Annotated in this window: 20 protein-coding genes and 1 pseudogene; 15 read left to right on the top strand and 6 right to left on the bottom strand. The window is 46.5% G+C overall.

The features are described 5' to 3' along the window. Positions 1 to 3: 3 nt before the first annotated feature. A complete protein-coding gene (locus LRL21_RS04220) occupies positions 4 to 1,041 on the top strand; it encodes a mannose-1-phosphate guanylyltransferase (protein WP_240414511.1) in 1,038 nt (345 codons plus the stop codon). Positions 1,042 to 1,264: 223 nt separating this feature from the next. On the opposite strand, the gene LRL21_RS04215 is transcribed toward LRL21_RS04220, so the two are convergent. Next, on the bottom strand, positions 1,265 to 1,660 hold the full coding sequence (locus LRL21_RS04215) for a glycosyltransferase (protein WP_240414510.1): 396 nt from the start codon (positions 1,658 to 1,660) through the stop codon (positions 1,265 to 1,267). A 224-nt stretch (positions 1,661 to 1,884) separates the two neighbouring features. Here LRL21_RS04215 and LRL21_RS04210 point away from each other — a divergent pair, with 224 nt between their 5' ends. Together LRL21_RS04210 and LRL21_RS04205 are read left to right on the top strand one after the other, a co-directional pair. After that, complete coding sequence (locus LRL21_RS04210; protein WP_240414509.1) at positions 1,885 to 2,730, top strand: glycosyltransferase family 2 protein; 846 nt, start codon at positions 1,885 to 1,887, stop codon at positions 2,728 to 2,730. A gap of 55 nt (positions 2,731 to 2,785) precedes the next feature. Further along, entirely contained in the window at positions 2,786 to 3,736 is a 951-nt protein-coding gene (locus LRL21_RS04205) for a GDP-mannose 4,6-dehydratase (RefSeq protein ID WP_240414508.1), read from the top strand. A gap of 66 nt (positions 3,737 to 3,802) precedes the next feature. Here the strand turns inward: LRL21_RS04205 and LRL21_RS04200 are convergent, their stop codons facing one another. Then, complete coding sequence (locus tag LRL21_RS04200; RefSeq protein ID WP_240414507.1) at positions 3,803 to 4,903, bottom strand: glycosyltransferase; 1,101 nt, start codon at positions 4,901 to 4,903, stop codon at positions 3,803 to 3,805. 125 nt (positions 4,904 to 5,028) lie between these two features. Between LRL21_RS04200 and LRL21_RS04195 the strand changes: the two genes are divergently transcribed. Further along, a complete protein-coding gene (locus LRL21_RS04195) occupies positions 5,029 to 6,771 on the top strand; it encodes a DUF4214 domain-containing protein (RefSeq protein ID WP_240414506.1) in 1,743 nt (580 codons plus the stop codon). A 19-nt stretch (positions 6,772 to 6,790) separates the two neighbouring features. Continuing rightward, positions 6,791 to 7,429: an acetyltransferase gene (locus LRL21_RS04190; protein WP_240414505.1), complete on the top strand. Its 639-nt coding sequence runs from the start codon at positions 6,791 to 6,793 to the stop codon at positions 7,427 to 7,429. A 140-nt stretch (positions 7,430 to 7,569) separates the two neighbouring features. Here LRL21_RS04190 and LRL21_RS04185 read toward each other — a convergent pair whose 3' ends face one another. Next, the gene (locus tag LRL21_RS04185; protein WP_240414504.1) at positions 7,570 to 8,694 is read right to left on the bottom strand and encodes a DegT/DnrJ/EryC1/StrS family aminotransferase; all 1,125 of its coding nucleotides are present in this window, start codon (positions 8,692 to 8,694) and stop codon (positions 7,570 to 7,572) included. A 205-nt stretch (positions 8,695 to 8,899) separates the two neighbouring features. Next, the gene (locus tag LRL21_RS04180; RefSeq protein WP_240414503.1) at positions 8,900 to 10,429 is read right to left on the bottom strand and encodes a glycosyltransferase; all 1,530 of its coding nucleotides are present in this window, start codon (positions 10,427 to 10,429) and stop codon (positions 8,900 to 8,902) included. 215 nt (positions 10,430 to 10,644) lie between these two features. On the opposite strand from LRL21_RS04180, the gene LRL21_RS04175 reads away from it, so the two are divergent. From LRL21_RS04175 to LRL21_RS04145, 6 genes and pseudogenes are all read left to right on the top strand, one after another. Then, a complete protein-coding gene (locus tag LRL21_RS04175; RefSeq protein WP_240414502.1) occupies positions 10,645 to 11,760 on the top strand; it encodes a DegT/DnrJ/EryC1/StrS family aminotransferase in 1,116 nt (371 codons plus the stop codon). 8 nt (positions 11,761 to 11,768) lie between these two features. Continuing rightward, positions 11,769 to 12,392, top strand: a complete 624-nt coding sequence (locus LRL21_RS04170; RefSeq protein ID WP_338044574.1) for an acetyltransferase — start codon at positions 11,769 to 11,771, stop codon at positions 12,390 to 12,392. A 23-nt stretch (positions 12,393 to 12,415) separates the two neighbouring features. Further along, entirely contained in the window at positions 12,416 to 13,279 is an 864-nt protein-coding gene (locus LRL21_RS04165; RefSeq protein ID WP_240414501.1) for a glycosyltransferase family 2 protein, read from the top strand. 367 nt (positions 13,280 to 13,646) lie between these two features. Next, positions 13,647 to 13,775 (top strand): hypothetical protein, encoded by a 129-nt coding sequence (locus LRL21_RS46170; protein ID WP_338044573.1) that lies wholly within the window; start codon positions 13,647 to 13,649, stop codon positions 13,773 to 13,775. Beyond that, a pseudogene (locus LRL21_RS47335) lies at positions 13,775 to 15,172 on the top strand (collagen-like domain-containing protein); the annotation flags it as partial. The gene LRL21_RS46170 and the pseudogene LRL21_RS47335, both read left to right, overlap by 1 nt. Before the next feature lie 33 nt (positions 15,173 to 15,205). Next, entirely contained in the window at positions 15,206 to 15,685 is a 480-nt protein-coding gene (locus tag LRL21_RS04145; RefSeq protein WP_240414656.1) for an exosporium glycoprotein BclB-related protein, read from the top strand. A 283-nt stretch (positions 15,686 to 15,968) separates the two neighbouring features. On the opposite strand, the gene LRL21_RS04140 is transcribed toward LRL21_RS04145, so the two are convergent. After that, positions 15,969 to 16,343 (bottom strand): hypothetical protein, encoded by a 375-nt coding sequence (locus LRL21_RS04140; protein WP_240414500.1) that lies wholly within the window; start codon positions 16,341 to 16,343, stop codon positions 15,969 to 15,971. A 99-nt stretch (positions 16,344 to 16,442) separates the two neighbouring features. Beyond that, on the bottom strand, positions 16,443 to 17,648 hold the full coding sequence (locus LRL21_RS04135) for a glycosyltransferase family 4 protein (RefSeq protein ID WP_240414499.1): 1,206 nt from the start codon (positions 17,646 to 17,648) through the stop codon (positions 16,443 to 16,445). Positions 17,649 to 18,231: 583 nt separating this feature from the next. Between LRL21_RS04135 and LRL21_RS04130 the strand changes: the two genes are divergently transcribed. Genes LRL21_RS04130 through LRL21_RS04115 form a run of 4 tightly spaced genes read left to right on the top strand, consistent with a single transcriptional unit; the run spans position 18,232 to position 22,144 of the window. Continuing rightward, positions 18,232 to 19,050, top strand: coding sequence for a glycosyltransferase family 2 protein (locus LRL21_RS04130; RefSeq protein ID WP_240414498.1), 819 nt, complete (start codon positions 18,232 to 18,234; stop codon positions 19,048 to 19,050). After that, positions 18,978 to 20,186 (top strand): glycosyltransferase family 2 protein, encoded by a 1,209-nt coding sequence (locus tag LRL21_RS04125; protein ID WP_240414497.1) that lies wholly within the window; start codon positions 18,978 to 18,980, stop codon positions 20,184 to 20,186. Before LRL21_RS04130 ends, LRL21_RS04125 begins: the two co-directional genes overlap by 73 nt. 17 nt (positions 20,187 to 20,203) lie before the next feature. Continuing rightward, a complete protein-coding gene (locus tag LRL21_RS04120; protein WP_240414496.1) occupies positions 20,204 to 20,944 on the top strand; it encodes a glycosyltransferase family 2 protein in 741 nt (246 codons plus the stop codon). Between the two features lie 6 nt (positions 20,945 to 20,950). Further along, entirely contained in the window at positions 20,951 to 22,144 is a 1,194-nt protein-coding gene (locus tag LRL21_RS04115; RefSeq protein ID WP_240414495.1) for a CgeB family protein, read from the top strand. Positions 22,145 to 22,160: the final 16 nt, after the last annotated feature.

Below are 22,160 nucleotides of genomic sequence, written 5' to 3'. Positions count from 1 at the left end.
GTATTGAAGGTTGTCATTATGGCCGGTGGTAAGGGCAACCGGTTTTGGCCGAGAAGCACAGAGGAAGTACCCAAGCAATTTCTAGCTCTGACGTCAACCGATACGATGCTCCAGGAAACCTATCGGCGGTTTCTCAGGTGGATACCGGCAGCCGACATCTATGTGGCAACGGTTCAAAAATATACGCAGCTCGTATCGGAGCAGTTGAAGGAGCTCGACTCTCGGCAGCTTATTATCGAGCCGGAGCAGAGAGACACCGCGCCCTGTATGGCATTGATAGCTCGGCATTTTTTGCTTGAAGGTCAGGATGAGCCTTTTGTGACGGTTCCCTCCGATCAGTATATCGGGGATGACGGAGCTTACATTCAGGCGATTGAGCAGGCGGTGGAGGCAGCCCGCGAGGAAGGTGTGATTGTGACTCTTGGCATCGTCCCGACACGCCCCGAGACGGGCTACGGCTATATAGAAGCAATAGGAAAGGCGCAGGATGATGGCCGGGCTTACAGAGTTAAACGGTTTATTGAAAAGCCTGACCTGGAGAAGGCGACCAAGCTTGTCAACATGGCGAATGTGTACTGGAACTGCGGTATTTTTGCCTGGAGACCATCAACAATAGCCGCTTATTTGGAACAGTTCGAGCCTGCTATGTCGCGTCTGATCAGTCTAAGTGATGAGCAGCTGGAGCAGCTGTATCCGCTGTTGCCTAAGGTTTCGGTGGATTACGCGATACTGGAAAAGGCTGATTTGATCTACTGTATCCCTGTCCGGTTTGGCTGGGATGATGTAGGGACGTGGACGGCATTGACTCGCTTATATCCAAGCGATGAGCAGGGGAATCTGATCAGCGGATCGGTTCATATGCTTCGTGCCGGAGATAATATTGTTTTTTCAGATAAACAAAAAACGTTAGTCATAGGGGTCGCCGATTTAATTATCGTTTCTACACCAGAGGGATTGCTGGTGTGTCCCAAATCGGATGAGCAAACGATTAAACAGGCATTGCTGGAGATGGAGCAAATACGAGAGCAGCAAGAACCATAACCGCAGTAAACCGCAAAATTTCTGATGAATCCTCCCAATTTTAAGGGAGGATTTTTTGAGTAAGCCAAGATCAGGAGAGTACCTATGTACGAGAACCATTATCTCCACATGTCATGAAGATGGTGGTACGTGTCCATACAAAACTCACTACCCCCAAGAACTGTGAGTTTTGTACACGACTTTGTAGCTACAATTTCTTTTGTGCAGCAGCCTAATAAAGGCTTCATCCCAAGTAACCTTCATAATATTCAATAAACAGCAGTCGGTAGCGCTCATACTCTCCAAGATTGGCTGCTCCGCAATCATGGATACACCAAGGTGCTGTCTGGTTACATACCGCAACCTCATACCCTGCTTTAATCATCTCGAGGCTTTGTGACGTGTCATAAAAAAACGGACCCGCGAATATATCTTCCCGCCAGGGAAGGTCGATTTGGGTTGCCATGATCAACCCGTCAATTGCCCGAACACGCTCATAAGACTGTTGAACGGGACGAAATTCAAGCGGATACATACGACCCGAATGGCTGCTGTAGACCTTTCCATACCAATTCGGACACTCCCACCAAATTCCAGTCGAGGTACCGATGCAGCACCGATGACTCCAACCATTTTTCAATGTGCTACACCTCTGCTTTACAGTTTAGTCCTGCAAGATAAAAAGGCCTTGTTGTAATATATGAATCAGGTATGAAATAGCAACGGCTCAGTAACCATGCTGCGGAATCCTTGCAGGACGGCTTTTTGCCGTGCCATTCCAGCCAGCGGCGGCATAATTTAATACAAGTCTATTGAACTATCAGATAGATAAGAAATTTATGGTGAAGGAGCATCCGATTATCCATGCCTAGTGACCTGACTGCCGATACCCCCTTTATTTCCGGTATGACCTCGATCATCATTTTAACACGCAATGCGATGGAATATACGAAGCAGTGTATGGACAGCATCATGAAGCATACTCATGAAAGCTACGAGGTTGTTTTTATTGACAATGGTTCCACGGATGAAACGGTCTCGTATTTGCAAACGATCCCTAATTCCCGGCTTATCGCAAATTCTGAGAATAGGGGGTTCGCGTTCGGCTGTAATCAGGGCATGGCTGTGGCTCGAGGCGAATATATGGTTCTGCTAAATAACGATACCGTTGTAACCAAAGGATGGTTGACTCATTTGCTGGGTTGGCTGCAAAGGGATGAGTCGATTGGCATCGTAGGGCCACGCTCTAATTTTGTGTTTTCAGCACAGCAAATTCATCCGGTTCCTTATCAAACGATGGAGGAAATGGCGCAGTTTGCAGAGCTTTATATGACGAAGTTCGAAGGATCAGGCTTTGAGGCAGAGCGCTTGGTCGGGTTTTGCATGGCTTTCCACCGAAGCTTGGTTGAGACCATAGGTGGGCTGGATGACCGATTTTTCCCTGGCTGCTATGAGGATGATGATTTCTGCTTGCGAACGCAAATTAGCGGAAAAAAGCTGTGGATCGCATCGGATTCGTTCATTCATCATCATGGCCACATTAGTTTTCATGCCAACAAGGAGGATATCTTCGGTTCAGTCATGCGTGAAAACGGGGTTAAATTTTGGATTAAATGGGGTCTCACAGACAGGTATGTGGGCTCGGAGATTGTTCAAAGGGAAGCACCGTTTCGAAAGGATCGGCACTATGTTCCACTAGGCGGGAAATAATGGATGGGCGGCTTTGGACATTGGTTCACCGCATACAAGGGAGGATCTATAATAAATGAAAGCATTAATAACAGGCATCTCCGGTTTTGTAGGCAGTCATTTAGCTGAATATTTATTGAAAAATAATACGGAGGTTTATGGAACTATACGGCATCGCAGCCGGATGAACCATATTCAGCATCTAATGAATGATGTTAATCTCGTGGAATGTGAGCTGAGAGACCCGTTTTCTGTAGAAAATTTAATTCAGGACGTCAAGCCTGACCTTATATTCCACCTCGCAGCACAGAGCTTTGTCCCAACATCATGGAATTCACCGATCGACACCATTCATAACAATGTTGCTGGACAAGTCAATATCTTTGAAGCGGTCCGGCGGTTTAACCTCGATTGTAAAATACAAATCGCCTGCTCTAGTGAGGAGTATGGCTATGTAGATCCGACAGAGGTTCCGATTAACGAGCTAAACCCCATTCGACCACTGAGTCCTTACGCCATCAGCAAGGTCGCACAGGATTATTTGGGCTATCAATATTATAAAAGCTATGGTCTGCATGTCGTGTGTACACGTACCTTTAATCACACGGGACCCCGACGCGGCGAAAATTTTGTAACTTCAAACTTTGCCAAGCAGATCGCCGAGATTGAGAAAGGGCTTAAGGCTCCAGTGTTATATGTCGGCAATCTGCAAGCTCAGCGTGACTTTACCGATGTTCGCGATGTCGTCCATGCTTACTGGCTGGCACTTGAAAAGGGCGATCCAGGTGAAGTTTACAATATTGCATCGGGCTCCTGCTGCACGATTCAGGAAATGCTTAATTTGCTGCTATCGTTGAGCACGGCTCAGATTGAAATCAAAGAGGATCCGGCTCGTCTGCGTCCATCTGATGTTGAAATACTATTGGGTGACTACAGCAAATTCCATGCGAAAACTGGCTGGAAGCCGGAAATTCCGTTCACACAAACGATGGAGGATTTATTGAATTACTGGAGGGCACTCGTATAATTCACATAACAAAAAGGGTCCTGCACAAACCAAGCTGTGCAGGATCCTTTTTGTTAGCATATCCGATTATTCAGGACCATCAGGCTGGTAAGGCAGCAATAATTTTCGATTGTTTAGCATCATTTCATCATCAGGATGGTAGGTAAGAGCAATTTCATTATGATAATAGGATTTGATCATATCTCCTTTCCGGTAATAGCAAATACACAGCTGTACATGGGGGAGCCATGTCCAATAGCCTGATTGCTGCATGCCCCAGCTTTCTTGAGGAGGTTCAAGCGTAGTCGCCATTGATAGCCAGAAGATCGCTTGCTCCAGTGCGTCTCTATGCATGAAATAACGCCCTAATCGAAAGACAGACTCAGCCCTTGGAACCGCATATTCCAACGATTTCAGAATAGCTGCCAAAGCTTCATCAATCTTATCGATCGCTTCATAGCAATCCGCGATTTTACAGCTGGCTGCTATGACATCCTCGATCCAACCTTGCTTCGTATCCAGAAAGGCCTGGTACTGAATAATGGCGTTCTCGAACTGGCGATGGTCTTTTAATTCGTTGGCATAGTAGTACGTTTCCCGTGGTGAGAAGGGAGTCTGTTTGGCTCTGTGCTCCTCATAAATATCGAGATTGCGGCTCGTGTACTCTTTATTTTTTTGGTGCGTGACGGCGATAGCGCTGGGGACAATATTGCCGTGAACGGCCAAATACTCATGGACAAAACCATGCCATTGAAAGCCGCAGGCTCTTCGGACGATCCGATTGCGTTTCATGCTGAAGGTTGGCTTGCCATCGGGTCCGGTGTTCAAATGGTAATCCATCGCCAGCGAGTCAATGCTCCTATCAAACGTACTTTTCAGCTGAAGCAGCTTTTCCCTGTCCTTTTCCAACAGGACATCGTCGGCATCAAGCCACCATATATATTCCATAGTCGCTAATGAAAAGGAATAATTCCGGGCTGCGGCAAAATCGTTAATCCACTCAAAGTCATATATCTTCGCGTTATATTGCTCAGCAATTTCCTTGGTCCTGTCTGTTGAGCCTGTGTCGACAATAATAATCTCATCTACGAGCGATTGAACAGAACCCAGACACCTTCCTAATGATTCTTCCTCATTCTTAACAATCATACATAGGCTGATCGTGATCACTGTTGGCACTCCTTTCATTGGAGATTCCTATTCATTAGCGTATGCAACCGGTGCAGTTCAGTGACTTTTGCCGTGACGAAGCGTTTGCTAGTCTAATATACTGTAATACTTTGACAAGAGCTGTAAGAGGAGTGAATCCCCGTATGGATGCATCGCAATTAAGGAATAGCAGTAAGGAACTTAGTAAAAAGCTAGAAAAGGGAGAGGGTCTGATTGCCTTTGAAATTATTGGCGAGCTTATGGATCTGGAGGAGGAGCTGTTCATTTGGGAGCTGTATAAGCAATTATTGCTGCGGGAGCCGGATGAAGCCGGATTTCACTCCCATCTCACTCAGCTTCAAGGAGGATGTCCGAGGCTTGTGCTGATGGATGCCATCCTGCAAAGTCAGGAAGCCGCAGCGTTATATGATAATTCATCCAGGCAATTCTCCGATAAATTCCCGCTGGCCCGAGTGCTACAGCGACTTGTCCATGCTGATCATGGGACATTTATTAGAGCATTGTATCAGGAATTTCTTAATCGACAGCCGGATGATCAGGAACTGCAAAGCTATATACAGCAGCTTGAAGCAGGGACAGCACGCACAGCAATTAGAAGCGGATTTTTGTTATCTGAGGAGCTTCAGGAATTGTTAAGCAAGCATCGTCCTTTTTTGGTGAAAAACTCTTCCTACAACTATGCAATGAAGCACGCATCTAATGGGTCTATGAAGCATATAGGTGTATTTCTTGGTTATCACCACCCCGTAACACTTTCCGGCGAAGGTATTGGGAGCTTTATCGGCAGGCTGGTGGAAGGCTGGCTGCGCAACCGCAGCGATGTTATGGTCCACATTGCCATAACACAGCCAAACAAGGGGCAAGCAGAGCAGTTGTTGAGCAAGCAGCTCTCCACATATTCAAACCGGCTATGGATTCACAGCTTTCCGAATATGGGTTGGTTGAATCGGCATCTGGATGTGGATATTTGGTGTGTTCCTTATGTTGGCTTGAAGTGGGCCTTGGAGCTGAGCAAGCCTTATGTGCTTTGTGTGCATGATTTGGTCTATCTGCATTTCAAGGAGCTGTACGCCGACCAGCAGCCGGAGTTTCTAACCCATCTGCAGCCTATCGTCGATGCTATGGCTGGCAAGGCGGCCAAGGTTGTATTTAACTCCAATTACATCCGGGATCATGAAGGATTGAAATTTCTCAAACTGCCTTTGCATCAGACGCGGGTCATTCGTTTGGCGCCGCCTTTGGAGGAATATCGATCGCTGGGTGTGCGCTTTGAGACCACATTCCGTCGCAAGTACAATTTGCACAATCCATATCTGGTTTTTCCTTCGGTTATGCGATTGCATAAAAATCATGACCGCCTGATCGAGGCATTTCTGAATTTCAAAAAAACGTCTGAAGGCAAAGCTTCAGGGCTTCGTCTGGTGTTGACCGATGACTATAGGAACCGCCCCTTTGAAAAAAGGATCCGTGAACTTATGGAGCGTTGTCACAGTCAGGAAGAGCGAAACAGTGTTGTGTTTTTGGGAAGACTCACGTCGGCTGATCTTCCTTCGTTATATAAATATGCTGTTGGTACGATAGTCCCCACTCTTTTTGAAGGAAGCTGTCCGTTTCCCATATTGGAATCCTTGACGGTTGATACCCCTGTCGCAATAAGCAGAATTGATGTGGCAACAGAGGTCATAACCGATATGAGTGCTTTTATTTCTTTTGACCCTTACTCTGTAAAAGAGATTGAAGCCGCGATTAGAAAGCTATGGCATGCTCACGAAGGGCTGGCTCCATTACAAAAAGCTGCACTAAGAGGGGTACTCAGGAGGACATGGTCAGATGCCGCTCGTGAATATGACAGCTTGTTTGATGAAGTGTTGAGCAAGAAGCAATAATAACGAAAGGAAGAGCGGCATGTTACCCAAAACGAAGGTGGTTATTATTGGCTGCGGCGGACATGCCAAGGTTATCATCGACATCCTGAAATCTGATCCTGAGATTGATATCGTTGGTTGTACGGACCCTTATGCCAGGGGATGGGTCTCAGGTATAGCGATTCTGGGGGATGATACCATACTGCAGGAATTGTATGATTCGGGAATTCAACATGCTTTTATTGCGATCGGTGATAATGCCGTAAGGCAGCGGCTATCCCGCAAAGCTGCCTTCATTGGTTTTCATTTTGTTAACGCAATCAGCCGATTTGCTTACGTGGCATCTTCAGCACAGTTAGGTACGGGCATTGCCATCATGCCTGGCGCGGTCATACAGGTAGATGCCCACATTGGCGACGGGACCATTATTAATACGAATGCATCTATTGATCACGATTGCAAGATCGGGCCTATGTGTCATGCAGCACCAGGGGTAACTCTATCGGGGCATGTTGTCGTCGAAGAGGGCGTATTTCTTGGGACAGGAACCAAAGTTATAGACGGCATGCATATTGGTGAATGGTCCATATTAGGTGCAGGAGCTGTCGTGGTCGATATAATTCCGCATCATTGCCTGGCCGTAGGAGTGCCTGCCCGGGTAATGAGACAGCGGGATTAAAAATGCTGCATCAGTAGGTAATCACGCTAAAACAAGACTGTGACAGGTAGCCAGTGGCATTGAAAAAGACGTTTCCCGACATGAGGAAACGTCTTTTGTCTATAAGTAGAAAAGAGGATATGTGTGATCAGCCTGGGAATTCAGTTATGCAGCACATCCGATAACACCTTTTTGAAGCTGTCACTTATAAAATGTATCTCTTCAGCGGTCAGATCTCCCGAGCTCGGCAAATTAATTCCCTGGGAACTGATCCGGTTGGCTACAGGAAACTCAGATTGAGGCTGCAAATGCTGATAAGGAGGTAAAGCATGCATAGGGTGAAAAAAAGGTCTCGTTTCGATTCCAAGCCTAACCAGCCGTTCTATCAGTACGTCGCGCCCAGCTTCGGTTACGTCATTCAGCAGTACACTGAATAGCCAATATACGTTTTTGGCCCAATCCTTTTGAACGGGCATTGTGAGGGCTGAGCATGATTGAAGCTGTTCTTTATAAAGTCCGGCAATACGTATTCTTTGCTCAACGTGCCATTGTATATTTTCCAATTGTGCACAGCCGATGGCGGCCTGAATATTGGTCATTCTATAGTTATATCCAATAACAGGGTGCCAGTAGCGGCGATTGGGATCCATGCCTTGACCTTTTAACAACCGGATCCTTTGTGTAAATTCGTCATCGTTTGTGGTTACGATCCCACCCTCACCTGTCGTAATGATTTTATTGCCAAATAAGCTGAAAATAGCACTATTTCCGATAGAGCCCACTTTTTTTCCCTTATATTCGGCTCCAGTCGCCTCAGCTGCATCCTCAATAACAAATAAACCGTATTTATTAGCGATTTCCATAATAGGGTCCATATCGGCAGGATGTCCATAAAGATGAACAGCAATGATGCCTTTGGTGCGTGGAGTTATTTTCTCTTCAATGAATAGAGGGTTTATATTCCAGGTATCGGGTTCAGCATCAACGAATACAGGGGTGGCTCCGCAATGTGCTACGGCATTGGCTGTAGCAACGAATGTAAATGAAGGAACGATCACTTCATCATGTTCTGTAACCCCGTGTCCCATTAGAGCGAGATGAAGTGCCGTTGTTCCATTACTGCACGCTATGGCATGCTTGGTTTGAACAAATTGAGCAAATTCCTGTTCGAATTTATGAATGTAGGATCCATTAGAAGAGATCCATGTGGAGTCCAAACAATCCATGACATACTTTTTTTCATTTCCATTCAGTATGGGCTGTGCCACGTTGTGAAATTTTTCCATCCCTAATTATTCCTCCCAGTACATGCTCCGCAGGAAAATGCTTTCCAAACGCGATTCGCGATATCAATCAAGTTATCGTAATATATGCGTTGGCCTGCAAAATGGACTCATGGTGAGGAGGGACAATAAGCCCATTTCTTCCTTTTAACACTTCGTACTACAATGGCTATCCCCTTGCCGGAAGCAACATTCTGCCATATATAGGTTATGGCTGCACGATTACTTTCTCCTTGCATGAAGCACAAAACTTGGCATATTGGATACACGTTTCTAATGTATCATCCGGTTCCATAGGCCACCAGCGGATGGCGCCCATGGGTGCTATCGACGCAAAGATCTCGACTTCAGCAGGAACACGACCTACGACAACGACTTCGATATCTGTAAAGCCCGATTCCATACCCTTTTGAAGAGTCTTAAGTAATTGCGGGTGCTCATTTGTAGAATGGGAGTGGGGGATAGGAAACAGAATTGAAACTCGGGATTCTTGTTCGTGAATGATATGAGCAGATTTCCGTGCAGGGTGATCTGCAGCCGTCTCCCATATACGATTATAGGGTATATCATCGAGTAAACCGAGTTCATCCACTCTCGTATGAATTCTTTGACTGTAATAGCTATACAGTGCGTTGACCAGAATCTGAATCTGCCCATTTCTGTGAAAAGTAGAATTATCTCCATTTTCATTGCGATATTGGATATAGAGTAAATCAGGTATCGCTACAAATCGTGTACTAAGAAACGACCGGACCAACAGATCATAATCGTCTGCAACCAATAATTCTTCGCGATGTCCTCCAATCTGATGGTAAAAATCCCTCGTCCACGCACGCGGATGATTCGGTAAACCAACCAAATGTCGAATCGTATTCCCGTTGATGGTAGAATGCTTTTGCACATTTTGCCATCGATTCATCGTATGAACCCATACCCGATAATACATACTGTATCCAAAACCGCAATCCCAGCCGTACCAGTGAGCATGATGGGTCCCTATAAATACCTCTGAACAGTCGCCATAAGCAAAGCCGCTTTCCGGGTGCTGTTGGAAAGCAGCGACGATCTTCTTCAGACAATCAGGAGTCAGCTCGTCGTCATGATCAACCTCTACTAAAATATCCCCCGTACATAAACCTGCTGCATACCGCTTGATAGCTCCTATATAGCCATTACGTGAGTCCTGGCGATATCTCCGTACACGGGGATCATCTAAAGAGAGTAAGTCCTGGTTGTATGTCTCGTCCTCATCACCGGAGTCATCTACAATGACCCATTCCCAATTGGAGTAAGTCTGATTCAATAGAGAGCGATAAGGTCGCTGGATTTTGTCTTTGGACCTGTAGCTTGCTGTGAATATGGACACTAAGGGATGATCTGAAGAAAAACGAGTCGGACTTAGGGTTTTATTTTCAGGGAGAGGTTCGGTCTGCTTGAACCAGCAGTAAAATAATAGGGAGGGTTGAATTTCATCAGGAGATTTATAATGCAGCCAACGTTTCCTCTCTTGAACTGGCAAGGCATTCAATGTCTTAAATGGTTCCCATCCTGTTCCCAATGAAACATAGACTCGGGGACTTTTGGGGTTTATAGCCAATAAGGCATCCTCAGGTTCATACAACTTTACTGTGATGCCACTTTCATCCAGTCTGGCCAACATATTTTCGAATCCATCCCAAGTGTCATTTTTGGAAACAAACAGATGAGTTGTCAATAATGGAGTTTGATTCGCTGACACGTTCATCCCCCTTTTAAGATAGCCAACACAAACTTGAGACCCGTGTTGAGTATAGGTAAGTAGGTATACATCGATTTATATATATCGGGAATATCGGAAAATATGACCCCATGCCCATTCAATATTATTAATCATCAGTTGGTGTCTATGACCAAAGCGATAGTATGACATATATATATCTAAGGTAAAGAAAGGAGCTGACAAAATATCCCATCATGATAAAAATTCCATTTTTACGACCTAATCTGGTCAAGCATGATACGCTGATCCCTTATTTGACAGAGATAGAATCGTCTCGAATTTACAGTAATTTCGGCCCCCTCAATACACGCTTTGAACATAGAGTAATGGATGAATACTTTGACCACCTGGGAGCTGCTACAACAGTTAACAATGCGACCATTGGTTTGATATTGGCTATTTCCCAAAGTAAACGTCCCAAAGGAAAATATGTCTTGATGCCGAGCTTTACATTTGCTGCTACCCCCTTGGCTGCCATATGGTGTGGCTTGGAACCGTTTTTTGTAGATATTGATTCGGATAACTGGTGTATGGACGAGAAAAAGGTGAGTGAGTGCCTGCAAATATTGGGTGATGAAGTTGCCGCCGTTCTTCCATACGCTACCTTTGGAACCCATATGAACCTCGATTTCTATCGACAGATTCATGAATCCGGGATACCTGTGGTTGTAGATGCAGCTGCCAGCTTTGGAGTGACGGATAGCCACAATCATTTTGGAAAGGGATTTCCTGGTTGCGTCGTGTATAGCTTTCACGCTACCAAATCGTTTGGTGTCGGAGAAGGAGGATTAATATACAGTGCAAATCCGGAGTTAATTTCCCGTATTCGTCAAGCGGAAAATTTCGGATTTTCTACGAATAGAGAAACGACCCTGCTTGGATTAAATGGAAAAATCTCCGAATATACGGCGGCGATTGCCTTATCCACTCTGGATATTTTTGATGACAAAATCAAAGCGAGACAGCAAATTTATACCTGGTACCTGGAGCAATTAGATCAAAAGGATCTATTCAATAAAGGCTGGACTGTTCAAAAGGCTGTAGGGGAAATTCCTTATCAATTTATGTCGATGTGCTGCCCGGATGGTCTATACAATCGTGACATCATTCACTCGCTTGCGAGTCAAAACATCGAAGCACGTACTTATTTTGCTCCTCCTTGCCATCAACACCCACTATTGAATGGGTATCCACACACGCCTTTGCCAGTTACGGAGCAAATATCCAGTCGCATCGTAAGCCTACCTCTATGGGAAGAAATGACCAATCAAGATGTTCATTTGGTTGTAGAAGGGATGATTCCATCATAAAGTCACTTGTGATATGGGGATGTGGGGGTCATGCCCGCGAGGTTCTTCACCTTTGTGAGCAAATCGGAATAGAAGTGACGGGGTTTCTGGATGAACGGCCTGAATACAAAGGGCAGATTGTAGATGATGTTCCGGTTCTAGGTGATTTGCCAGATATCTCTTCGCTACAAGAGAAGGTAAAAATTGTATGCGCTGGAGTGGGCAGTCCAGCTTTAAAAAAACGATTAGTGGAAAAAACGAAAAAATTAGGTTTTCAGTTTGCAGAAACGTTGGTACATCCTTCTGTATTCATGTCTAAACGGAATCGTGTAGGAGTAGGTAACGTCATTTGTGAAGGAACGATATTAACCACAAACGTGGTAATAGAGAATTTCGTTATTATAAACCGAAGCGTGAATATCAGTCACGATGATCGAATCGAGGATTATGTGACGATTGCTCCCGGTGTTCAGATCGCAGGGAATGTTACGATTCAGGAAGGAGCATATATCGGAATCGGTTCATCCATCCGTGAAAAAACGACAATTGGACCCTGGTCCGTCATTGGTGGAGGTGCCTTTGTAAAGGAGGACGTGCCAGAGCAAACCTTGTACGCTGGAGTACCTGCCAAATTCAAAAAAAACTTGCTGTAAGTCGGAGAAAAGGAGGAATACTCGTGGGACTTCCGTTAGTCAGTGTCGTCATACCGGCGTACAACCGACCGCATACTTTGCAAATAGCGATCGACAGTGTATTGGAGCAATCCTACCCGAATATCGAAATCATTATATGCGATGATAGCACAGATGATCGAGTACAAGAAATGATGGTTCCTTATTTACATGCGTACTCTCAAGTCCAATATCATCGAAATGAACGCAATTTATTTCTGGCCAATTGGCACAAATGTTATGATTTGGCTTCAGGCGAATATATCAATTACTTGATGGATGATGATGTTTTTCATCAAGATAAAATCAAGAAAATGATGTACTTTTTTAATGAATTTGACAACATTACTCTTGTCACATCTTATCGTCAAACCATCGATGAATCAGGTCAGTTTCTCCCTCCGATCCATGCTACAGCTAGACTATACCAAGAAACAAGGATAATGGATGGAAAAATGCTGGGCAATGTTGCATTAGCCTGTTGTCTCAATGTTATTGGTGAACCGACAACGGTCATGTTTAGAAAAAAAGATCTTACCGAGCTATATGGAATGTATAAAGGGAAGCAATACTCGCTTATCAATGATATGGCTGCCTGGTTATCATTGTTATCCAAAGGAAAAGCTGTGTATATTTCAGAAGCTCTGAGTTATTTTCGAAGACACCCGAATCAAAATAACAATACGATGGGTTTACAAGCATTTAGTGAATGGTTAGATATTACGATTGCCTCACGAGAAGATGGATTTTTGAATACGAATGAGTTATTCAGGACTGCTCTGAAGTCTTATCTTGAACGAGTAGGGGATCATCCTCAATTTGTAGGAGATATCGCACGAATTGAAATGATTCTGGCAACCTTGGAGTAATAGTTAGGCTGTATGACGACCCTGTCCATAAAATTGAAAAGCTCTCGACTACCTGACACCAATAGAACTTGGCAGTCAGGTAGTTTGGTTTTTTGCGTAATGCTTGGCTTACATTATGAAATTTGATCGAATCTATTAAATTCCGCTGTGGCCTGTTTCACTGGATAATGAATTCGGAATGAGGTTCGCGATGTCAATCAAGTTACCGTAATATATACATTTTCCTTTAAAACCGATTCATGAAATGTATGGTTAACAAAGCCCTTTTTTCTATTTTATGTCATTTTATATTAATAGCCTGAGTCATATACCGTATCCATAAAAAATCAAATACATATACTTTATTAGATTCATAAGAAAGGGGTAAATGAAATGGCAGATGGACAGACGGGCCAAACCGGTCAGACAGGTCAGACAGGTCAGACAGGTCAGACAGGTCAGACAGGCCAGACCGGACAGACAGGTCAGACAGGTCAGACAGGTCAGACAGGATTGACGGGATTGACGGGATTGACGGGATTGACGGGTAAAACGGGTCCTGCAGGTCCAAGAGGAGCAACAGGAGCAACAGGTCCTTATGGCGAAGGAGGAACGGGAGCTACAGGTCCTCAAGGACCTCAAGGACCTCAAGGCATTCAAGGCACTCAAGGGCCTCAAGGTACTCAAGGAACAACAGGTGCTCAAGGTACTCAAGGGACAACAGGCGCTCAAGGTACTCAAGGACCTTCAGGAGGACCTCAAGGACCTCAAGGTACTCAAGGCACTCAAGGCGTACAAGGCCCGCAAGGAGCAACAGGAGCTCAAGGTCCACAAGGCACTCAAGGGGTCGCAGGACCTCAAGGCGTCCAAGGGCCACAAGGAGCAACAGGCCCTCAAGGCCCACAAGGTACTCAAGGGGTCGCAGGACCTCAAGGCGTCCAAGGGCCACAAGGAGCAACAGGGGCACAAGGTCCACAAGGTGATCAAGGAGCCGCAGGACCCCAAGGCGTACAAGGCCCACAGGGTGATCAAGGCATTGTAGGACCTCAGGGAGCACAGGGCCCACAAGGCACTCAAGGAGTCGCAGGACCTCAAGGCGTACAAGGTCCACAAGGAGCAACAGGAGTTCAAGGAGCTCAAGGCCCACAAGGCGATCAAGGAGCCGCAGGCCCGCAAGGTGTCCAAGGCCCACAAGGAGCAACAGGGGCACAAGGCCCACAAGGCGATCAAGGAGCCGCAGGCCCGCAAGGTGTCCAAGGCCCACAAGGAGCAACAGGGGCACAAGGTCCACAAGGCGATCAAGGAACAGCAGGCCCGCAAGGCGTCCAAGGTCCACAAGGAGCAACAGGAGTTCAAGGAGCTCAAGGCCCACAAGGCGATCAAGGAGCCGCAGGCCCGCAAGGTGTCCAAGGCCCACAAGGAGCAACAGGCGTCCAAGGAACACAAGGAACACAAGGTGATCAAGGAGCCGCAGGACCTCAAGGCGTACAAGGCCCACAAGGAGCAACAGGAGTCCAAGGAACACAAGGTCCACAAGGTGATCAAGGAGCCGCAGGACCTCAAGGCGTACAAGGTCCACAAGGAGCAACAGGGGCACAAGGTCCACAAGGTGATCAAGGAGCCGCAGGATCTCAAGGCGTACAAGGTCCACAAGGAGCAACAGGTGTTCAAGGAGCTCAAGGCCCACAAGGCGATCAAGGAGCCGCAGGCCCGCAAGGTGTCCAAGGCCCACAAGGAGCAACAGGAGTCCAAGGAACACAAGGTCCACAAGGTGATCAAGGAGCCGCAGGACCTCAAGGCGTACAAGGTCCACAAGGAGCAACAGGAGTCCAAGGAGCCCAAGGCCCGCAAGGCCCGCAAGGCACCCAGGGATCGCAAGGTCCACAAGGTTCACAAGGGCCAAGTACTGGTGCTATCATTCCATATGCATCGGGTGGTCCAGTTACTTTGACTACTATTGCTGGTGGACTTGTAGGCACAGCCAGTCTGGTTGGATTCGGAAGTTCAGCTACTGGTATCAGTCTTGTAGGCGGAGCTATAGATCTAACCGGTACAGTTGCAGGTCCACTGATCAACTTTGCTTTTTCGGCGCCTCGCAACGGAACGATCACTTCAGTTACTGCATACTTCAGTACTACAGTAGCCCTAAATCTTGTAGGTTCTACGGTAACCATCACAGCACAATTGTTCAGTTCAGCTACACCTGACAACACCTTCACTGCAATTGCGGGTACTGATGTAACGCTGGCTCCAGCATTAACAGGAGTCCTCGGACTTGGTGCCATCAGTAATGGAATCATTACCGGATTGAGTATCCCGATAACTGCACAGACACGTTTATTACTGGTATTTTCCGCGACAGCGGAAGGTGTGACTCTTATTAATACTGTAACTGGTTATGCGAGTGCGGGTATTACCATCGAATAGTTAATATTTTGGTATTACAAATGCTCAGTAGAGTCTGATTCCGAGTGTCGAGTATAAGCGATACAATAAAATATTTCTGCAGAACAAGCCAATAAGCTTGTTCTTTTTTTGCTCCAGGCAACTGTATCGAGATGTTACGGGGGGTTGAAATAGCAATTTGGTTTGGTACCGCCAGCACGCCAAAAGGATCGCAACCGCTCATCATTGTCGGAGAAGATGATGATATCATTACAACAAAAAATGACCGCCAGTTGGCGATCATTCGGTCTTGCAGTGTATGAACTTACACGCTGCCGTTCGGATCAAAATCGACAAAGAATTCACCCGGAAGAATGGGGAGTTTGGCGACTAAATTCAAACCGCCAGTTCCGTCATCCAATACAACGGTCATGTGGATATCGGATAAGCGTACTTCTACTTCAAATGCATTGGCTGCTGGAGCACCTGCAGTCAACAGGAAATTGACTGCACCGTTAGCTCCAACAGTTGCGAGCTCTTCAGCAAGAAGAACCTTGGGACTGAGTCCGTTTGATGTGTTCCACAGCAAAGCACGGAACGTTTGAATTGCGTTAGTTCTGTTATCAATGTTTACACGAATATGGTTACCAGTAGCTAGTGCACGAGAAATAGAGCCGGTGGAGTATACAGTAACTGCCATAGTAATTCACCTCCTCCCGTTTTACATATAATAGTAAATGCAGCGGGAGGGGGACTTGTTCGGGCATTACTCCGAGGGTATTCCTACATTTTCAGATTGCTAGACTAATCCGAGACCTCGCAGGCGTTCTTTAATCATTTGTCCTACAACCTGTGGCGAATACTCATTGCGGATGGTCTGTTGGCCATTAACAGCTATTGAATGACGCCATTCGGGATTGTTGACAAGACTATGCATAAGCTGGGCTGCATGATGCACATCCGGCTCTGCCCAGGTTTGATAAGCTTTATAAGGTCCCCAATCCTGACCTACCTGCACGAGCTGATAATTAACGGGGCAGGAATTGGTCGGGTTCATAAAGTCCGTATTACCTGACCAGTTCGTCGCAACGACCGGTTTCCCCAAATACATGGCTTCGGCAAGACCAAGACCGAAGCCTTCCGAACGGTGCAGGGAAACGAAGCAGTCCGTAGATTGAAGCAGGGAATTGACCTCTACACGGGACAGGATACGATCGATGATGTAGATATTGCTGTGTCCACTGACGAGCTCTCGCAGTCCCTCCAGGTCTGATGGTTGGAAGCTCATGTTATTGATTTTCAAGACGAGGCCAACATGCGGATTATTCATTTCAAAAGCAAGCTTGAATGCTTCAATAACGGCTTGAGGGTTCTTTCTCGCTGTATGGCTTTGTACATCATACATCATGTAGAAGAGGAACTGGTTGTTCGGAAGTCCAAACGTGTCTCGGTTAATGTCCGGTGAAACCTCGACTTCGATTCCGTGTGGAATGCGGACGACAGGCACCGGAGATTTTTTGGATACGGATTCGTGTACGAAGCTGGTTGGGACCCAAACTTCATTGACCAGATCAAATCCTGGCAAGTTTTCATCCGGGAAGTCAGGCAGCTCCCAATGCCAAAATCCGATATTATAGCGACCTTGAAATAGCTCTTGACCAAAATGCATTTGCGCATGAAGCAGGGAATCACCATTCATATGGAGGATGTTCGTATTGTAGGCCGGGTGCTGTGTTTCTTTATGTGCCCAGGTCATATCATCCATACGACTTGCGACATTTAAGGGGAAGTCGAGAATGCCAAAAGGGACATCTGTTGTTTGAATTGCCCGAGCCGCCAGGCGCGCTGATTCTCCAAGTCCAATTTCAGCACGGATAAAACCAATCAAGTTAATGCCGGGTGCATTCCCTGGTCCTACAGAGGGCGGTTCCGCCGGTGGTGCTGCAGCTTCTGCAACAGCTTGCTGTGGAGGAGCGGAAGCACGTTTTTTTCGTCTGGCTTTCATTCTTTTTTTGTTGAATTTTCTGTGTTTTCTGGAAAGCTTCCATTTTCTTCGACGGAGATTTTTTTTACGTTTCAATCTACGTTTAAGACTGATTTTGCGTCTAACTTTCAGTTTGCCTCTTCGTTTTAACCTTCTTAATTTTAATGTACCTTTTAAGCGGGTTTTACTTCTGTGCTTTTTTCTTCTGAGTCTGAGTTTTCTTTTAAGCTTATTACCGGAACGATCTGCTGCTGCCAGAGACCTCTTTTTCTTTCTTACTTTGATGGCTAAAGTCATGATTGTCACCCTTTCCGGGAAAGCATTTGTTGGCATTCTTTTAGAATACCTGCTATTTAACGAGGCTTTGTATGCGCAAACCAGCTTGTGGAGCGAATAAAAGGCAGCAGTGGATATGCACTTGACTCCATACTATGCAGGCGTAGTGAACGACTTATAGACCCTTGACCCCTCCCCGTAAAAAACGGCGTTTGACTATGGCTAAGGAAAGGAAATCTATTTTCATGTTTGCCTCTGGACGGGCTTTTCGCCCGATTTTACAGCCTATGGAACGAATGCCCTGTTTCACCTGACGGATAGACATAAGATGGAGAAGGAGAAGAGACTACTAGCCTGGAACAGGAGTTGGGAATCCATGAAAATGCCGCTGCGACAAACTCTTGTCCGTAATGCCTCGAAGCCTAAGGTTTCGATCATCATTCCGGTATTCAATGAGAAAAAAACATTGGCGCGCGTGATCCATCAAGCTTATGCCGTTCATAAGGCTTGCGAGGTTATTGTCGTATGCAATGGCTCCAAGGATGGCACGAAGCAGTTGGCCAAGAGACTTGGGGCAATTGTGATCGAGTTCAAGGAGCAGTTGGGTCATGATATTGGCAGAAGCATCGGGGCAAAGGCGGCTAAGGGTGATGTGATCCTGTTTTTGGATGGGGATATGGTCATTTCGGCTCGTGAGCTGCGGCCCTTTGTGAAAGCTGTGAGTGATGGAGTCGATGTGGCGCTCAATAGCTATTCCGGGCTGACAAACCGAAAAGAGGTCCATCAGGTTGTGGCAGCCAAACATGCGTTGAATGCGATACTGGGCAGAACTGACTTGAAAGGCGCTTCGATGACGACGATACCCCATGCCATTAGCAGGAAGGCACTGCACAAGATTGAAGCGGAGAATTTGGCAGTGCCGCCTAAATCACAGGTGATCGCCCAGGCGGCCAAGCTTCGTATGGAAGCTGTTCATTATATTAACGTATTAAAGCTGAATCCGCTGCGCCGTAAAGGCCGAAGGCTGGATCCGGTTGGTGATCTAATAGTAGGAGATCATCTGGAGGCGATTTATTGGCTCACACGAGAGCATGGGGAACGTTATGGCAAAACAGATATGGGCAGAAAGAGAGAGCTGGTGAGGTGATAGCTATGGAGCTTCGCAAAAAAAAAGGTGCGTTTGCTGGAAGCAGCATGAAGCGTAAAGCTGTTTCAAGCCGCAATGAGCGCTTACAACGTCCAGTGGGATCACTTCGGCCTGGGAAGAAACGAAATTTGTCAAAATTTGCGCTTCGATCATCGCCTCGAACATCTATTAATTGGAAATTATGGGGCGAACTAGCGGGTCGAGAAGATGCTCTGCATTACCCTAAGCCAGAGGACGGCATCCAGAGAAAATGGGTAAATAGCCTATGGCTGGAAAGACTCAAACAGAAACCATTTGATAATAGAACCTGGAAGCATTATTGGGATGCTGTAAAAGGTTATCTCACAGGCTATAGCCTTGTGTCGGGTATTAATATTAAAGAATGGATGCTGCTTCCAACTGATCGCACAGTGAGTGTCGTCATTTCCGTAATGAATGAGGAAACGACGGTAATGAATGTGCTGCATCAGCTTCAACGAATGCCATTGAAAGAAATCATAGTCGTCGTGAACGGTTCTGGCGATTCGACCTTCCAGAAGGTTCGCAAAGGATCGAATGCGATCGTTGTCCACTACCCGGAGCCCTTGGGCTATGATGTGGGCCGGGCCATCGGGTCAAAGCTTACGGGTGCTGACATTGTTGTATATGTGGATGGAGATATGACCATTGCTGCTGAACAATTAATTCCATTTATAGCTGCTATTGATCGTGGGGCGGACGTGGCGCTGAATCACATCTCGCCTTATTTGAAAACATATGCGCATTGGGATGCGGTTAGTAAGGTAAAGAAGCTGATCAATGTATCGCTTTCTCGACCTGATCTGGGCGTGGATTCGTTAACGGCAGTACCTCATGCCTTATCGCGCAAAGCGCTGGATACGATTGGCACAGAACATCTGATGGTGCCGCCTAAAGCCCAGGCGCTTGCACTTGCCAAAGGGCTGGTTGTAACCGCTCCTTGGAGTGTGGATGTGATTACAACGAACAGGGTTAATCAACATAATGCAGGCGCACACAATTCTGTGTCCGATATGATCATCGGGGATCATATTGAAGCGCTCCATGCCGTACAGAAGCTGGGCGGGGAAAGGCTGTCCTTTATCGATCTCATTCGAAAAAGGTCATATCTGGCGTAGGGAGGAGGCTCACAAGAATGAAGATGACGAGTATTATTATCACCAATACCAATGGACTTCCTTTACTGCAGCGGTGTCTTCAGTCCATACAGAAGTATACGGATACCCCCTATGAAATCATTGTTGTCGATGGTGGTTCTACGGATGGCTCCGTCGAGTACTGCCGCCAGCAGCAGATCCACTTCATTTCCACTCCATCCAGCCGTGGATTTACGAGATCGTTTAATCTGGGACTGCATCTGGGAAGCGGAGATGCGCTGCTGCTGCTAAGTAATGATGTTATCGCTTCTCCCCGTTGGCTCTCTAACATGTTGAACTGCCTTTATAGCAGTGATGAAATCGGGATTGTTGGCCCTGGGACATACTTTTCAAGCAGTAAGCAAATGGGGGATGAACCCAGCAGCTCCCCAAAGGCTTCAGCCGAAAAGACGAATATACCGGATTCACGGAAATGGCAGTCGGTTGAACGGCTGGCTGGATTTTGCTTTTTAATCAAAAGAGAGCTTGTAAAGCGCATTGGTTTTCTCGACGAACAGTTTTCGCCAGGCTACTTTGAAGATGATTACTGCCATAGGGCACGTTTGAGTGGTTATCGCTTAATGATGGCGGGCGATACTTTTGTATTTCAGCTGAGTGGTTCCAATCCTAATAAAGAAGCCAATCTGCAAGCCCAAAGTCTGATTAACTCAGACGACCACAAATTTGTGCAAAAATGGGGTGTTGGTCCCCGGAGCCTCGTGAAAATCGAAGGGGGATGATACAGCATGAAAACAAGGCGTAACGTGCGGAGAATTGCGCTCAAATCTAAATCGAAAGCAGGAAAGAAAACCCGATGGACAGTCAGACGGAAGATCAAATCGATCGTTCCACACCATGATATAACCAATGGTTATGAAGAAGGACGACGGGATGGTTACACACATGGCAGAAAATACGGACTGCATTTGGGAGGCTGCGAGGCGGTTATAGGTAAGGGAGCTCCGGAGCCGGAAGCGCATTGGGATGTACACATCTTTTATGTAAAGGAAGGTTTTGTTTCCCTTGATGATGGAATTATTGCAGCTCTCCAGAGGTTAGTCAGGGTGGTCACCCCGCTTCATGAGGGAGAGGACGCTTCTTCGATGGCAGAACAGCTGCGCCCTGATCTGGTTATTGTCTTGAACGGTACCCGCTTCCCTCCGTCACAGGTTGACGCTTTGCGGGCGCAAGGTATCCGAACGGTCGTATGGACGGTGGACGATCCGTATCATTCCGACATCAGTGCTGTGCTTGCTCCGCATTATGACGTTGTGTTTACTCACGAGATGAATTGTGTTGCCTGGTATAAAGAGCTTGGCTGTGCACAGGTTCATTACCTTCCGCTGGCAGCAGCAATGCATCTGTATGCACCGAAGAAAGTGGATATTGCTTATCATACGGATATTTGCTTTATAGCTAATGGTTTCTGGAACCGGATCGCGTTTATTGAACAGGTGGCCCCTTTTTTGGCTCAGAAAAAGACAATGATCGCTGGCTGGTGGTGGGACCGTCTGAGCAACTACGAGCTGCTTAGGGATAAAATCAAGCCTAACATTAATTGGATGCCTCCCGAGGAAACAGCGAGCTTTTATAACGGAGCGAAGATCGTCATCAATCTGCACCGTTCGGATCAAGATCCTGCTAACTTTAATAGCAGAGGTATTAACGGACATTCTATTAATCCACGTACGTATGAAATATGTGCGAGCGGTGCTTTTCAGCTAACCGATCTACGTACGGATTTGCCACAGCTTTACGTACCCGGACGAGAGATTGCAACCTATGAGTCGCCGCAGGATTTTATCGAAAAAGCGAGCTATTATCTCGAGCATGATGAGGTGCGGGAGGCTGTTGCGCTTCGTGGGCTGCGCCGTACGATGGAGCAGCATACCTACAGCAAAAGGCTGCTGACGATGCTGCAGCTATTATTCCCATCATAGCGATCAAGGGGGGAGA

The sequence above is a fragment of the Paenibacillus periandrae genome, from assembly GCF_022458865.1.
GTDB lineage: Bacteria > Bacillota > Bacilli > Paenibacillales > NBRC-103111 > Paenibacillus_S > Paenibacillus_S periandrae.
The sequence above is the reverse complement of the archived record's forward strand: the minus strand, read 5'-3'. Positions and strand labels throughout refer to the sequence as shown.